The sequence below is a fragment of the Achromobacter sp. 2789STDY5608621 genome, assembly GCF_001299375.1.
Taxonomy (GTDB): Bacteria; Pseudomonadota; Gammaproteobacteria; order Burkholderiales; family Burkholderiaceae_B; genus Achromobacter; species Achromobacter insuavis.
The window spans coordinates 42433-58324 of record NZ_CYTU01000027.1 but is presented as its reverse complement, the minus strand read 5'-3'; the positions used below and the strand labels follow the sequence as shown (position 1 = coordinate 58324).

Genomic DNA, 15892 nt, shown 5'->3' with positions numbered 1-15892 from the left:
GAATTTGAATTCAATATGAATTCCACTCTCGGTCCCAACGCGCCCACGCTGCGCCAGCTGGAATTGCTGTTATCCCTGGCCGGCGCCGACGGCATCGCCAGCGCCGGCGCCAGGATCGGCATGACCGCGTCGGCCACCAGCCACGCGCTGCGCGCGCTGGAGTCCACGCTGGGCGTGATGCTGATCGACCGCAACGCGCCGCAGCTCGAACTGAGCCACGCCGGACAGCAGATCCTGCCGCACGTGCGCGACCTGTTCGCGGCCCTGCAGCTGATACAGGCCACCGCCAGCGCCAGCGAGGGGCTCAAAAGCGGCGTGCTGAAGATCGGCTCGTTCGGCCTGAGTTCGTCGCTGCGGCTGCTGCCGCCGCTGCTGCGGCAATTCCGCCAGCGCTATCCCGGCATCGACCTGCGCGTGTTCGAGAAGGCCGACGCCGACATCGAGCAGGACCTGATCGAACGCCGCCTGGAGATCGGCGTGGTCACGCTGCCCAGGCCACAGTTCGACACCCTGGCCATCGCCCACGACGAGCTGGTCGCGGTGGTGCCCGCGGACCACGCGCTGGCCGCCGCCGACACGATCGAGGTCAGGCGGCTGGCGCAGTTCCCCTTCATCCTGACCCACGCGGGTTCGCAGGGCCTGGTGGCCAGGATGTTCAGCCGCGCCGACGTCACGCTCAAGGTGACGCACGAGCTGTCGCAGATGCTGTCCATCCTCGACTTCGTCGCGCGCGGCGAAGGCATCTCGGTGGTGGCGGCGCTGGCCCTGCCCGCGAAATACGATGGCGTGGTCTACAAGCCGCTGACGCCGCAGACCTCGCGTCGGGTCGGGCTGGCCTGCCTCAACGAGGGCCGGCTCTCGCCGGCGGCCGCGGCGTTCTGGAAACTGGCCAAGTCGCTGGCCCGCAAGCGCCCCGCCTGAGAAGGCGCGCGCCTACATCACGGGAAAGGTCAGGCCCGGCGCGGCCTCGCGCACCATCGCCCAGAAGGCGTGCGCGGCCGGCGACAGTTTCCTTTCGTTCAGACAGGCCAGGCCGATGCGGCGCTTGGCGGCCGGGCTGATCTTGCGGTAGACCAGGCCGTCGTAACGCCGCGGCAGCACCAGCGACGCCAGCACCGAGATGCCCTGGCCGCGCGCGACGAATTCCAGGATCGACATGATCTGCGACAGGTCGTGCGCGATCCGCGGCGCGATGCCCGCGCGCTCGAACATGCGCGTGATCACCGGCTGGGAGCCGGCGCGCGTCATGATGAGCGGATAGTCGGCCAGATCCTTGACGCCAATCACGGCGAGCCGCGCCAGCGGATGGCCCACGGGCAGCACCACCATGAGTTCGTCGGTGACCAGCGGCAGGGTGTCGAAGTCCGGCTTGGGCAGCGCGACCACGCCGATCTCGATGCGGCGCTCGACCAGCGCCCGCTCCATCTCCGGGTCGGGCTTCTCGGTCACGAACACGTCCACGCCCGGATAGCGCGCCTTGAACATCTCCAGCAGCGGCGGCAGGATGTTCAGCGACGAGCTGGCCCCCAGCGACCCCAGCGTCAGCAGGCCGGCGCGCAGGCCCGCGCTGGCGCTGGCGGTGGCGCGCACCACCTGCAACGAAGTGAAGATGTCGCGCACGTGCGGCAGGATCTGCTGCGCCGCGTAGGTCAGCTGCACGCCGCTGACATTGCGGTCGAGCAAGGGCGCGCCCAGCGTCAGTTCCAGCGTCTTCAGCGCGTGGCTGGTGGCCGACGGCGTCATGCCCAGGCGCGCGCCGGCGCTGGCGATATTGTCGGAGGACGCCAGCGCGATGAACAATTCCAGCTGCTTGAGCGACAGCGATTTGGCGGCCTTGTCGGTCATCCCCGGCGGTTCCCCGATGTTGAGAAAAAACTCATATCGCGATGAGTCGCTTGAAACTGCGTATCGAGTATACGGCGGCGTGGCGGCATCCCCCCCTCCCCCGCATGCGCAGGCGGGACGGCAATGCCGGATGCGCCAGCCGGTCGTCAAACAGCAAGTAAGGGCCAGGTTCACCGCCAAATTCGGCACATTGAGGACGACGCCCCCGCCGTCTAATGCCGGGTGAACCAATCACCGGAGAATGGACTGTGAACAAAGTCGAATCGACAGGCAGCGCCCTGGGCGCCTGGGCCGGCAAGCCGGCCATGGCCGCCGGCGCCGGCGGCAAATCGTTCGCCGCGACGCTGCAGGACGCGCAGGACGCGGACGCCAGCCGCCACAAGCTGGGCCTGGCCGCCCAGGGGCCGTCCGACGCCGAGCAGGAATTGCAGGATTACCTGACGATGTCGCCGGCGGAACGCCTGTTCACGCAGATCCTGCAGTCGCTCGGCATCACCAAGGAACAATATGCCGCGATGACGCCCGCGCAGAAGGAAGAAGTCGCCAGAAAGGTGCAGGAACGCATCAAGGAACTGGCCAAGCAGGAACAGGGCGCGGCCGGGCCGGTCTGACCTCACGCAGGCTGCGCGGACAGGCGGCTGGCGCGCGCCCAGGACGGCGCGGCCAGCGCCTGGCGGGCCCGCTTCACTTCCCCGCCGACACGATCCACGCTGATGCCATAGCGCGTCGCCACCTCGCGCGGCGACAGGTCCTCGACGCTGCGCGCCAGCAGGATCGCCTGGCGCCGGCTCGGCAGCCCCTGCATCGCGCGCAGGCACGACAACAGTTCGGAACGGGCCTCGGCCACCTGAGCCGGCCCCGGCGCCTCGTCGGCGTAGACGCCTTGCTCGTCGCCCTCCTGGCCAATCTCCCGCCAGCCCTGGCGCATGCCGTCGATGGCCAGGTTGCAGGCCATGCGAAAGACATAGGCCCCGGGGTTGCTCACCTCGCGCGCTCCGCAGGAAGCCAGGCGCAGCCAGGCGTCGTGCAGGCTGTCGCCCGCCAGGTCCTCGCAGCCCAGGTAGGTCACGAGGCGACAGCGCAGGTCGTCGTAGTGGCTGGCGATGAAGCGCTGCAGCGCGGTCGGCTCGCCCGCGTTGGCGGCGCGCGCCCCGCCCGGGGCCGGGCGCGCGTCGAACAGGGCGGCGGTCATGGCTGCCAGTTGCGCCGTTCGGTCGGCGTCAGCGCGGCCTGCTGCGCCGTCGTCAACGGCCCGTCGCCGACCATCTGGAACACGCTGTCCGCGCGGTAGAGCGGATCCTGGCCGGCGTTGGCCGCGGGGCCTGGCGGCCGCGCGCCGGCCGGCGGCTGCTCGTCGCCGTAGCCCAGGATCTGCACCGAGATGATCGAGGGCATCGACTGCCGCGCCGCGGCCCGGTCGCGCTGCATCACGTCCTGCGCCGCGCTGGAGGCCGACGAGGCCGCGGCGCTGGCGCTGGACAGGGCATTGGTGTTGACCGTCGCCGCCACCGGCACGCCCTTGCTGTCGCCCTGCACCTGGATGTTAGCCGCGTTGACCACGTGCAGCGCCGCCACGTTGACGTTGCCCGACACCCGAATGCCGGCCTCGCCCGCGTCAATGGTGCCCAGTGGCGCGATCAGGTCGACATCGCCCGCCGGCACCTCGGGAATCGGCGCCAGCGTGCCGATTCCCGCGCCGCTGGAAGGCACCGTGGGCGACAGCGTGACGTTGCCGTAGGCGTCATAGACGCGCTTGGGCGGCGTGTACAGCACGGTGGTCTTGGCGCCGCGACCGGCGTTGATGTCGCCCTCGGCCGACCACGCCTGGATGTGGCCGCCGAAGGTGGTCATGATGCGGCTCTGTCCCAGCAGCACGCTGCCCAGCGCATAGAGCTGGATGTCGCCCTGCCCCTGCGTGACGATGCCGGCGCTGGCAGGCGGCGCCACGCCCTCGACCCCCAGCACCTGCTGCCCGCCCGGCGTGAGCAGCTGGATGTTGCCGCCGAAATTGGTGCGCAGCCCGGCGCCGCCGAACATGGTGAAGGCGCCGTCATAGCGGATCGGCGCGCCGTTGGCATCGACCGCCGGGAACAGCGCGGCGATGGCGCGGCGGCCGCGCAGGTAGCTGCCGAAGCGCGCGCTGGCGTCGTCGTTGTACTCGCGCCCGCCGAGCTTGAGTTCGGCAAAGAACAGCTGGCGCGCATAGATGCCGCGCTCGGCCGACGGCAGCGCCTCGAGCGCGGCGCGCGCGCCGGCCTCGCCGCCCGCGTAGCCGTGTCGGGTACGCAGCCAGTTCACCAGGTAGAGCCCGCTGTCCTGCGCGAAATCGCGGGCCAGGTCGCGCCGTGCCCGGTCGGGATCGGCGTCGCGCAGCGACTGCTGGCGCGCCAGTTCCGCCAGCGCTCCGGCTTCGTCGCCGCTGTAGCCGAAGCGCTCGCGCAGCCAGTCGGCCAGCGTCAGCTCGCCTCCATAGGCCCGCGCCACCTTGTCGGGACGCGAGGCCAGGCCGGCCCCCGCCGGCAGGGCCCGCTCGGCGTCCAGATAGCGCGCCAGGAAGCCCTCGTAATCGGGCCCCGCCGCGCCGACGCCGGCCAGCACCGCGATGTCGGCGCCCGGCCGGGCGTCGCCGCGCACGATGGCGCCCAGGCTGCGCACGCTGGCCGCGTCGTCCTGCCGCACCTGGCGGGCGGCTTGCACCAGCAAGGTGCCGGGACCGGCCACCTGCGCGTTGGCGTAGACGATGTCGCGGCCCGCCAGGATCAGCGACAGGTCGCGCGAATCGTTGTGCAGCGCCGTCACGTCCAGCTTCAGGATGTCGCGGCCGGCGCGCACCGAGACCGGCAAGGCCGCCTCGTGCCAGGACAGCACGCGGCGTTCCGGCTCGTTGGCGATATTGACCAGGGTCGAGACGCCGCCGCTCCTGAGGCCGACGATATCGCCATTCACGGCATAGAACCTCGCGACCGGACCGTTGTCCGGATGCAGGCTGCGATCGGTGGCGGTGTTGGGGCCGAACACGAACAACGGCTTGCTGCTCGCGGATTCGGCCACCACGCCGCCGTCCGCCGCCCGGTTGCCGAGCTGCGGCGCGCCGCCGCCGTCGAGGGCGTAGGCCGTGAACGCGGGCCGCATCGGGGTCGGCAGGGCCGTGTCGGCGCCCGACATCGACACCGCATGGCCGCCCTGGGCCAGGATGGAGCCGGCCGACAGCAGTTCGAGCTGGCCGCCGGCCGACGGCGCCAGCAGCAGGATGGTGTTGGCGGTGGCGGCGTTGCCGACGCCGGGCGCCAGCACGATATTGCCGCCTGCGGCCACGGCGCGCAGGATGGACGGATAGACGTAATAGTTGGCCTTGGCCTGGCCGCCCGGGCTCTCTGCCGCCACTTCGCTGCCCAAGGAGAGGCTGTTGGACGCCGACATCGGCGACAGGTTGCCCCCCGCCGAGAACAGGTTGACCGCCGTCGCCGGCGTCCAGAGCGTGAACCAGGATTCCGCGCCGCCCGGCGTCGCCGTGGTGGCGCCGGCCTTCAGGTAGGGGCTGCTATTGAGGGGCGCCACGCGGCCCGGGTCGCTGACGGCGCCCAGCACCAGGTCGCCCCGGGTGTCGATCCAGGCGGTGGCGTCGCCCAGCACCAGGCGCGGCGCGCCGAGCGGCACGCCGCCCGCCAGCGCGAACGGATCGGGCGCGCGCAGTCCGGCGCCATCGCCGAACTTCGGCGACAGGCCGCCGACCTGGCCGGCATCCAGGACCAGCCGGCCGCGCAGGTTAACCAGCACGCCGTTCAGATCCAGGTTATCGCCGCCGCCCGAGCCGCTGGTGAACAGCGTCGACATCTGCGTGGCCCGCAGGCCGGGATTGAGGCTGCCGCCGACGCGCAGGTCGAGATCGCCGCCGCCGGTCAGCACCAGCTTGCCATCGACCAGCCGGCCGGTGCCGCCGACCGCGGCGCTCAGGCCCTGCGTGCGCGGCACGACGCCGCCCTGCGCCGCCAGCGCGTCGCCGCGCGCATCGCGCACGCCGGCATCGCGCCCGGCGCTGATGCTGACGTTGCCGCCGCCCAGTGTGCCGAAGCCGGTGAAGCCGACCAGGCGCGGTTCGCGCTCGGAGACGCTGCCGCCCGACACGTAGGTGCCGAAGTTGATCCACCAGGCCGGCGCGATATCCGCCACGCCGGGCATGCCGATCACGCCCTGGCGCCACAGCCAGTTGCCGGTCGTCGCGCTGGCGTAATGGGCCCGGCCGCCCAGCGTGTCATCCTTGCCCGCGGTCAGCGTTTCCCTGGCCCAGGCGTCGCCGTGGATGTCACGGCCGGCCTGCACCACCAGGTTGCCGCCGCCGTCGGGATACCAGGCGCGGTAGGCGGCCATGGCCGCGTCGTACTTGTGGTCGTCCAGGATCATGCCCAGCGGGCCGCCGAACTTGCCGTCATGGCCACGCGCCAGGTTGTAGTCGGCGTCGCGCGCGCCCAGCGACGTGGGCGCGCCGGCCGTGTAGACGCCATACATCGACGTCATGGCCACGTCGCGGCCAGCCAGCAGGGTCAGGTCGCCGGCGCCGGTGCGCAGCACGCTGAACGCCGGCGAGCCGAAGCCGTAGCGATACTCGCGGGTGATGGTGGTCTCGGCCTTGCCGCCGACGCAATAACTGGCGTCGACGCAGACCTCGTCCGCGGTCTTGCCCAGCAGCGCGGCCAGTTCGTCGACCGTGCGGCCGGCCCAGCTGGCGTCGCCATGCCAGCGCACCGACCCCGCTTCGGACACCCGGCGCGGCGCCGGCGCGCAATACGCGGGCGACATGCCGCACAGGTCGGCCTCGCCGCCGAAGCCCATTTCCGCGGCGACTTCCTTGGCCAGCCGGCCGATCAGGCTTTCCGATTCGCCCCAGTCCTCGACAAACTGGCGCGTGATGATCAGGTCGCCGATGAAGACGGTCGTGATCGTTTCCTTGGCGCGCGCCGCGACGCCATGGTGCGTATCGGCCAGCACGATGTCGCCGGTGCCCAGCACGTTGCGCGCGCGCAGGTCGGCCGAGGCGAGGTCGGCGCCCGCCACCAGCGTCAGATCCCAGGCGGTCGCGCCCGGCCCCAGCATGGGCGCCAGCGCCCAGTTGCGCCCCTGCTTGCCGTCGGGTCCCTGCGGCCGCAGGTTCACCGGCTCGCCATTGAGCAGGACCACGCGGGTCTGGCTGGGGATGATCGCGCCTTGCGCCAGGGTCACGCGGGTCGCGGCCTCCAGCATCGCCGGCAGCGCCACGCCCTTGGGCCAGATGAAAGCGCGCATCGCGGCCTGCGAGCGCAGCACGAAGCCGGCGCCCAGCTTGGCGCCCGCCTGCAGCGCAAGCGCATTGGCCAGCACCGTGCCAGCCCGCAGCACGCTGCCGTCGGCCGCGGTCACGTCGCCGGTCAGCACCAGGCCGGCAGGCAGGGTCACCGGTGCGTCCAGCGTCATGGCGACCGGCAGCACCGTGCCCGCGGGCAGGGTCGTGGCCTTGGCCGACAGGTCGTAGTTCAGCGCCCGGCCGGCCGGGAAGCGCGTGCCGGCTTCCAGGCTGATGCCCCCGATCGGCACCACCAGGTCCTCGCCGAACGGCGTGACCGGGGTGAGCGGCGTGGTGGGCAAGCGGCCCTCGACCAGCTTCCAGCCGGAAGCGTCGTCGGGGGAATCAGGCGGCGGCGCGAAGCCGTCGTTGATGCTGCCGTACAGGTTCAGGTTGCCGCCGGCGCGCAACACCAGCACGCCCGGTTCGCCATAGCCGCGCAAAGCCGGCGTGAACCGGTCGGCATTGGGGCCATAGCGGTGGTTCGACAGGTCCAGGTCGCCGACCACGCTCAAATCGCCATCGGCGGCGGCGCTCGCGACCTCCACGCCAGGCCGCAGACGGTAGCCGGCCAGGCCCGCCAGGCGCGCGCCCAGCGCCGCGTTGCCCAGCGCGGCATGCATGAAGGCCTGGCTCTCGCGGTCGATGCCGTCGAGATAGCCCTGCGTGATTTCCTGCGGACGCTTGCCGTTGACGTCCGGTGCGCTGGCCAGCGGCGCGTCGTCGTAACGGCGGAAAGCGTTCACCGCCACGGTCCGGGCGCCCAGGATGGAAGGCGCGCCCGCCACCACCAGCGCCACGTCGTTGGCGCCGTCGCCGGAACCGGCCATCGCGCCGCGCTCGGCGCCGCCTCCCAGGCGGCGTGCGTTCAGGTCGAGCGTGCCGCGCGCGACGCCATCCTGGCGCGGCGATTCGGTGCCCGCGCGCAGGTCCACGCGCGCGCCGGCGCCCAAGGTCAGCGTGCCTTCGCGCGCGGTCAGGTCGACGATGGCGCGGTTGGCGCTGTCGATGACCTGGCCGTAACTGTCGACGCGCAGGCCGGTGGCGTGGGTGTCGAGCAGGCCGTTGACGATCAGGTCGCGCCTGGCGGCCAGGCGGATGCTGCCGACCTGTTGGCCGCTGGCGTCGATGCGGCCATTGACCGTCAGGCTGCCGCCGTCGAGCACGATCTCCACATGGCGCGCCCGCACCTCGTCGCCGACGGTGAGATCGCCCTGCTTGATCTGGAAGCGGCGCGCGCCGGTCACGCCGCCATTGTTCAGGCGGGTGTTCAGGCCGGCGAAATCCACCAGCGATTGCGCCCGCAGCACGATTTCGGCGCTGTCGTACGGCACCAGCGTGCCGCCCGCGTCGTACAGGCCCGAGGCCGAGCCGAGCACGGCGCCGGCCAGGTCGATGCGGCCCGCGTCGGCGCCCAGCGCGATGGCCTGCAGGCGGCCGCCGCGGTTGTGGCGCGCCGACAGGTCCACGACCGATCCTGCCGCCAGCGTGATGTTGCCCGCCACGCTGTGCAATTCCAGGTCGCCGCCCCAGCTGTAGCGGGCGACATCGAACAGCGGCACCTCGCGGCCGGCCAGGTCGATGCGCGCGCCGGCGCCCAGGGCGATGTCGCCGTCGGCCTTGATGGCCAGCTTGCCCGAGGGCAGCACCACCGCGGTATCCACGGCGACGCTGCCGCCGGACAGGCTGAGGCTGGCGCCCAGCGCCTTGCGCGCTTCGGGCGCCACGCCGGTGCCCGTGACACGCAGCGCGCCGCCCGCCTTGAATGCCAGGTCGGCGCCGGCCTCGCCGGTCAGCAGCGGCGTGCGAATCAGCAGGTCGCCGCCGCGATAGCGCCAGCCGTCGGCGGCGGTGTAGCCGTCCTGCTCGTGGTAGACCGCGACGCCGCCCTTGGCGCTGCCGGTGATCATGCGCGCGGCGTCCAGGGTGACGGCCGAGAAGCCCAGCGCCAGCCGGTTGGCCGCCACCATCGGCGACGGCAGCTGCAGCGGCGACGCTTCCAGCCGGATGACGTCGGCGGCGATGTTCAACCGGCCGTGCCCCAACTGGTCCAGGATGGCGCCGCCCGGCGCCTGCGGTTTCGACGAGCCCAACGGCACGTTGCCGCTGCGGTCGGCCGGGATCGACCCGGCCCAGATGAATTCGTTCGCGGCGATGGTCGCCACGTCCCCCGCCGCGCCATAACCGTAGATGGCGGGCGCGCCCAGCACCAGGCGCTGCAGCGACCGACCGCCCGCGCCGCGCGCGTCGAGCGCCACGCTGCCGTAGACGTTGACCGATTCGCCCGCGGTCAGGATCAGGCTTTCCAGCGCCGGCGCGCCCAGCGCGCTGTTGCCGCGCAGCAGGTTGGCCAGCACATTCTGGTTCAGGCCCATGCCGGGCGGCAGCTTGCCGGCGGCGCCGGCCCGCGCCAGCGCTTCGGCGCTGCCCAGGTTGACGGCCGAGACGCTCAGCGCCAGGTTGCGGGTGCCGTACAGCACCGAGTCCCGCAAGGTAAAGGCGCCGTTGGTCGCCGCGCTGATCGACCCTTCGGACAGCAGACGCGTCGAGCCGGCGCAATTGGCCAGGCAGGCGCCCACGTCGATGGCCGCCGGCGCGCTGTCGCCCACCGGCAGCAGATTCACCAGGCCGTTGGACAGCGCCAGGACGCCGCCGAAGTCGGTGACGTAGTAAAGACCGTCGCGCGCATCGCGCGATACCGCGCCGCGCCCCAAGGTGGTCAGGGTCGCGCCGGATTCCACCACGATGCCGCCGCCGCTGCCCGAGGTGTACAGGAACAGCTCCGGCGCCGACAGTTCGACGCCGCTGCGCACCAGCAGGGTGCCGGTCGGCCCCGACAGGCGCATGCCCGCGGCGGAGTTGATCTTGCTCGCGCCCAGGAACATGGCGGCGGGCGCCAGCGCGTTGAGGTCGGCGGCCGACACGGCCGCGGCCTGCGCCCCCAGCGTGGGCGCCTGGCCCGGCGCCAGGATCTCCAACCCGGCCGCCGGGCCGGTCACCACCAGGGCGCCGGCGTAGCCGCCGCTGTCTGACGGCACGCCGAAGCGGGTACTGCCGGCAAAGCGCAAGGCGGCCTGGCCGTCCATGCCGGCGCCGGCCTTCAGCGCCAGTTGCAGCGTGCCGGCGTCGACGGTCAGGCCGGCGCGCATCACGCCCGTGCGCGCGGCGTCGGCCACCACGAAGCGGTTATAGGAAGTCTCGTTGTACTGCGCATGGCGCCGCACCACGTCGCCCGGCGTGATCAGCAGCCGGTTGGCCAGCACCGCCTGCTGGCCGGTGCCGCGGGTGCCGAGCCAGCCGCTGGCAACCCAGCTGCCGCCGCGCGTGCGCGCCGCCGGCGCATCGGCGAAGCCCTGCGCGCCCAGCTCGACGCGGAAGGCGCCGGGCAGCAGCGCATAGGTGGAAGGCAGCAGGGTGTATGTGCCCGCGGGCAGACCGGGCACGCCGGCGCCAAGGGTGACGCGCCGCCCCACCGCCGGGTCGCCCGCGCCCGCGTCCGGCGCCAGCGGCGCATAGCCGGCGCCATACCCCGGCACGATCGCATAGACCGCGCTGCCAGGATTGCTGAAGCTGAACCCGGGGTTGGCGTCGGCCAGCGCATGACGCAGCACGTCCACCGAACCGCCGCGGCCGCGCACGAACGCCGCGCCGGTGAGTTCTCCGCCGCCGGACAGGTCCAGCACCGCGCCCTCGTCCACCTCGGCGCGTTTCACGGCCAGCAGGATCTCGCGGCGCAGGCCGCCCAGGATGTCGCCTTCCACGCCGACCGGCCGCACTTCCTGGCCGCCGTAGAGATACTTGACGCCGTCGACCGTGCCGCCATAAGGCATGAGCAGGCCCTGTGCGCTGATGGAGGTCAGGCTGCCCGGCAGGAAGCGCACCACGCCGGCCGGCCCCAGGTCGTTGTCGAACACGATGCGGCCCAGCGGCGCCCGCACGACGCCGCCCTGCTCGACGCGCGCGCCGGCGAACGAGATGCTGCCGAACACCGAATCAGGCGCCTGCGGCTGCGTGCCGGCGGTGCGGCGCAGGGTCAGGACCGCGTCCGGATCGTAGGCCGTGACATTGCCGGACGGCGAGCTGGCCTGGTAAGTGCCGACCTCCAGGCGACCCGTTGCGCCCGTGCCGGGGTAGATCTGCGCGGCGGTCACCGTCATGCGGTGCGGCGCGCGCAGCTGGCTGCGCCAGGCCAGGCTGGAGAAGTCCGCCATCGCCAACAGGCGCAGGTCGCCGTTCACGTCCACCTGCACGTCTTCGAAGCCCAGCATGTCGTGCTTGCCGCGCACATCCAGCAGATCGGCCGCCAGCGCCAGACGGTGGCCATTCTGCAGGCGCCACAGGTCCCTGGGCGCGATCTGCAGCAACGTGTCGCCACCGCCCAGGGGCGCATAGGCCGTTTCATTCAAGCGCAGGTAGGGCGCGCTCAGGCGCACCACGCTGCCGGCCGGCGCATTCGCATACGGCGACAGCGTGCCGGTCAGGCGCAGGCTCTGGCCCATCGCCAGGTCCAGGTCGCCCTCGGTGCGCACGCTGGCGTACAGCGCCAGGTTGTCAAAGCCGCCCGCCGCGATCCGGTCCACGCCCAGGCGCGCCTTGCCATAGGCCAGCAAGGCGCTGGCCTGGCCGGGCAACAGGCCGTCGGCCAGCGCGCTGGCGCCCTGGTGCTGCACCAGCGTCAGCAGGCGTTCGGCCTGCACCGCCGGAGCGGGCGACGCGGCGCGCAGGTAGAAGGCGCCGCCCAGCGACACGCCCAGCGTGCCGCCCGCCGCGCCGGCTGCCCCCGCGGCCGCGCGCAGCGTGCCGTCCAGATGCAGGCTGTTGGCCGAGGCCAGCACGATGCGGCCGCCGTCGCCGCCCACCTGCACCGCGCCACGGCCCGGCAGGTCCAGCACGGCTTGCGCGCCCGAGGCGTCCAGCACGGCGCCCGGACGCACGATCAAATGCGCGTCGATCGGCCGCGATCCGGCGTAGCTGTTGCCTTCCCAATCCAGCCGGCCGCCGATCTCGATGGCGCCGCCTGCCTGCACCACGCCGTAGCGCCGGCCCTGCGCGTCCAGCGCGACCTGGCTGCTCCCCGATGCGTCCAGCACCGCGTGCTCGCCGATCCAGACCGAACGCGGGTTGGCCGTCGGCGCATACGGCTGCTCGACCAGCCGCGCATCCTGCAGCGAGATCAGCCCGCCACGCGCCTCCAGCCGGCCCAGCACGGTGATCTGGCCGGCGCCCTTCAACGACAGCGAACGACCCGCGTCGACGCTAACCCGCGCGCCTTCGCCCACCAGGATCGCGCCGCCGACCGCGTTGCGATCGGAGCTCAGCGCCAGATCGGCGCCGACGCGTTGCGTGAGCCGGCCGCGCACGGGATCTTCGGCATAGAGCGGCGGCGTCCACAACGACAGCACGTCGGCGGGCGCCAGGCCCGAGCCCGGCGCCTGCGCCGTGCCCATCTCCAGCCGCAGCACCGGCATCAGCACATCGATGGCCGCGCCGTCGGCGACCGTCACGCCCTGGTGGCCGTTGACCTCATAACGGCCGAAGCCGCTGCGGAACAAGGACGGGTCCAGGCGCAGCGCGGTCGCGTCCGCGCCGGCCTCGCCGCCCAGCACGATGCGTCCGCCGCTCACGACGGACAGCGTGCCGCCGCCCGTCACGCCATAGCCGCGCACCTCGCCCGCCAGGGTCAGGTTGCCGCCGCTGCCTCCCAGCTGGCTCATCGTATTGGCGGCCAGCGTCACGCTGCCGCCTTTGCCGCCCGCCAGCTTGCCGGTCGGCAGCACCGACGCGCCCGCGGCCACGTCCACGACGCTGCCCGCTTCCACGATCACGTCGCCCGTGCCGCGCAGCGCCACGCGGCCGCCATCGCGCGTCGGCAGGCCCGTCAAGCCTGCGCCGTCGCGCAGCAGGTTGGCCCAGGTGCCGCGCGCGTCCAGCGTGACGCCGTCCAGGATGCGCAGCCAGGCGCGCGAGTTGGCCGCCGGCGCCTGCGCGATCTCCTCGATCCGGCCCGGCGTGCCCGGCTGCAGCAGCACGTTGCCGATCTGGATCAGGCCACTGCGGCTGGTGATGTCGGCCCGGATGTCGATGCGCGGCGCATAGAGTGTGATCTCGCCGCCATCGGCGCCGCGCAACGCGCCATCGACCACGATCTCGCGGCTGGCGGCGATACGCAGCCCGCCCAGGCCGAAGCCGTTGAGCAGATCCGTGTCGAGGAACAGCTTGCCGGCGCGGTCCTGCGGCAACGCGGCCTGCAGGTCCAGGCCGTCGGCGATGCGCGATTGGCCCGTTCCCAGCCGCACCTCGGCCACGGTATCCGCGGTCGCGCCCAGTTGGTAATGGACCTGGCGCGTCACGCTGTCGTAGTAGCGCAGGTTGTTGCCGACCACCAGCTGCGCGCGGCGCGCCACGGCGCGTTGCGACTGGCTGTAGCCGTCCAGCCCGGCCTGCGGCGCGCGGTCCTGGCGCACGCCTTGATAGGTATCGGAAACCAGCGTGCCTTCCAGCACCGCGCTGCGGGTCGAGACCACCAGCGCGCCGGCATCGCGGCCCACCGTGTAGCCATCCTCGTAGCGCGTGGCGGGTGCCAGCAGCGGGTTGTAGAAGCGGCGCGTGGCTTGCTCGCCCCAGCGTTCCGAGCGTTGTTCGTAGCCGCGGTACAGGCCGGTGTAGAGCATGTCCGCCGGCGCGCGGTCGGCCACGTACAGGCGCCCGTCCTCGCCGCGCAGCCAGGTCTGGCGCAGGGTGCCGCCCTGCACGTCGAGCGTGCCGCCCGACAGGTTGATCGCCGAGCCCGCCTGCGTGACGACCTCCGCGCCCTCGAAACGTACCTGCCCGCCCTGCGCCAGCCAGTGGCTGGCGGGCACCGCCAGATTGCCGAGATAGCCGGCCACTTCCAGCAGGCCGCCGCCGCTGTACCAGCGGTCGGCGTCGGTGCCGCCGCTGCCCGCGGCCACGCGGATCAGGTCGCGGCGGTCCAGCCAGACATCGCTGTTGGTCAACAGGCCGCTGTCGCGATTGAGCGGCGAGTCGCGCTGCTCGTTGCCCTGCAGGTTGATCTTGATGTTGTTCGACTCCATCGCGACCGCCACGCCAATGGCCCCGCTGACGTCGATCTGCGCGCTGTCGCGCACCAGGCTGCGCCCGGCCGCCTTGACCGCCACCTGGCCGCCCGTGGCCAGCGTCAGCGAGCCGGACTGGAAGTCCACGGCGCCGCTGCTCTGGATCTGCACCAGCGACAATTCGCGCCGGTTGGCGTCGGTGGGCGCCAGGGTCGGCCCGCCGCTGACGCTGGGCAGCATCAGGTTGTCGCGCTGGCCGTCCAGCGCGGTGGCGCCGTCGGCGTCGACCAGGATCGCGGTGGTCGCGGCGGACGCGAGGGTCACGGCGCCGTTGGCGCCGGAGGCATTCAGATGGATGGTGCCGCGTGCATCGACCGAGGTGGTCGCGGCCAGCACGCCGGCCTGTTCGACCTGGCGCGCGGCCAGCGTGATGTCGCCCAGCGGCGCCAGCACCAACCCGCGGTTGCGCACGATACCGTCGCCGGACGGCAGCACTTCGTTGCCGCGCGTGGTCGAGGACACATTGCCTTCGGTGCCCTGTCCGCGGCGGATGACGAAGCTGTCGCCCGCGGCCAGCGCAGCCTGGCCGCGTGGCGTGGCGATGGTGCCGGCATTGTCGACTTCGCGGCCCAGCAGCAGCACGTAGCCGCCCGACTGCGTCACGCTCGACGGGCGGTTGGTCTCGATGCTGGCGCCCGGTCGCAGCTCCACCTTGCCCAGGGCGCTGGCGAAGGTGGGCGTGTTGTCGTCGGCGCTGTAGAGCCCCTTGTCCAGGAACTGCGCGTCGGTGATGCGCGCCGCCGCCGCCACCAGGTTGCGCACGTTCACCTGCGAGGCGCCGTCGAACACCACGCCGTTGCGGTTGACGATCATCACCGTGCCGTTGGCCTGGATCTGCCCCTGGATCACCGAGGGCCGCGCCTTCGGATCGTTGACGCGGTTCAGCACGGCCCAGGACGCATCCTGGCGGAACTCGACCGTGGTGCGCTGGCCGACGTTGAAGGTCTCCCAGTTCAGGATCGCCTTGTCGCCGGTCTGCTCGATGGTGACCTTGGCGCGGCCGGCGGCGGCGGTCTGCACCGGCGCCCTGGCGTTGCGCCAGCCCGCGGTCAGCGGATTGGCGTCGACCTTCAGGCCGCCCTCGGCCAGGCCGTCCGGCACGGCGCCGCCCGCGGCCAGCGCGGCCTCGCGCGCCGCGCGCTGCGCCGCCTGCTGCGCGGCGATCGACGCGGCGGTGCGCCCCAGGTTGCCGACCGAGCGCTGCAACTGCTCGCGCGCGGCTTGCGCCTGGCGGTCGCCGCCGGGCAGCGAAGTCGCCGGCAAGCCATTGGGCAGGCGGCCGGTGGCCAGGGTATTGGCCTGCGTCGCGTTCTTGGCCGCGAACCAGCCGCTGCTGAAGGCGGCGGGCTGGGCCTGCGCGCCCGCACCGACGAACGCGAGCGAGGCCAACGCCAACGCCAGCGGCGTGCGGCGCGGCGCGATGCCACGGGCGGAGGAGCGGGAAGAAAGGCGGGAAGCGAAGCGGGAAGGGCCGGGCATGGAAACGGACTCAGGTAAGGGACCGGATGACGCGTCCCCGCATGGGAGCGGGACGTGCGCCTGCGTTACTTCCTGTCGTGTTTTCCCATCCCGGACCCGAACCGCTTTTTTCGTGAAGTTTTTGTTGCAGCGCTTA

Annotated in this window: 5 protein-coding genes; 2 read left to right on the top strand and 3 right to left on the bottom strand. The window is 72.5% G+C overall.

Features of this window, described 5'->3' with window-relative positions; translation table 11 throughout:
* The first annotated feature begins 15 nt into the window (after nucleotides 1–15).
* The gene (locus AOZ53_RS22040; RefSeq protein ID WP_054489345.1) at nucleotides 16–921 is read left to right on the top strand and encodes a LysR family transcriptional regulator; all 906 of its coding nucleotides are present in this window, start codon (nucleotides 16–18) and stop codon (nucleotides 919–921) included.
* A gap of 12 nt (nucleotides 922–933) precedes the next feature.
* Here AOZ53_RS22040 and AOZ53_RS22035 read toward each other — a convergent pair whose 3' ends face one another.
* Nucleotides 934–1845, bottom strand: coding sequence for a LysR family transcriptional regulator (locus AOZ53_RS22035; RefSeq protein ID WP_054476274.1), 912 nt, complete (start codon nucleotides 1843–1845; stop codon nucleotides 934–936).
* A 248-nt stretch (nucleotides 1846–2093) separates the two neighbouring features.
* Between AOZ53_RS22035 and AOZ53_RS22030 the strand changes: the two genes are divergently transcribed.
* Complete coding sequence (locus tag AOZ53_RS22030) at nucleotides 2094–2456, top strand: hypothetical protein (protein WP_054489343.1); 363 nt, start codon at nucleotides 2094–2096, stop codon at nucleotides 2454–2456.
* Nucleotides 2457–2458: 2 nt separating this feature from the next.
* Here the strand turns inward: AOZ53_RS22030 and AOZ53_RS22025 are convergent, their stop codons facing one another.
* Nucleotides 2459–3037, bottom strand: a complete 579-nt coding sequence (locus tag AOZ53_RS22025; RefSeq protein WP_054489341.1) for an RNA polymerase sigma factor — start codon at nucleotides 3035–3037, stop codon at nucleotides 2459–2461.
* Complete coding sequence (locus AOZ53_RS22020) at nucleotides 3034–15756, bottom strand: filamentous haemagglutinin family protein (protein ID WP_082385733.1); 12723 nt, start codon at nucleotides 15754–15756, stop codon at nucleotides 3034–3036. Before AOZ53_RS22020 ends, AOZ53_RS22025 begins: the two co-directional genes overlap by 4 nt.
* Nucleotides 15757–15892 lie beyond the last annotated feature (136 nt).

What these genes read in the sequence shown, in the direction of transcription:
- AOZ53_RS22040 (WP_054489345.1), top strand. Translation starts at nt 16, where the DNA reads ATGAATTCCACTCTCGGTCCCAACGCGCCCACGCTGCGCCAGCTGGAA.
- AOZ53_RS22020 (WP_082385733.1), bottom strand. Translation starts at nt 15,756, where the DNA reads ATGCCCGGCCCTTCCCGCTTCGCTTCCCGCCTTTCTTCCCGCTCCTCC.
- AOZ53_RS22035 (WP_054476274.1), bottom strand. Translation starts at nt 1,845, where the DNA reads ATGACCGACAAGGCCGCCAAATCGCTGTCGCTCAAGCAGCTGGAATTG.
- AOZ53_RS22025 (WP_054489341.1), bottom strand. Translation starts at nt 3,037, where the DNA reads ATGACCGCCGCCCTGTTCGACGCGCGCCCGGCCCCGGGCGGGGCGCGC.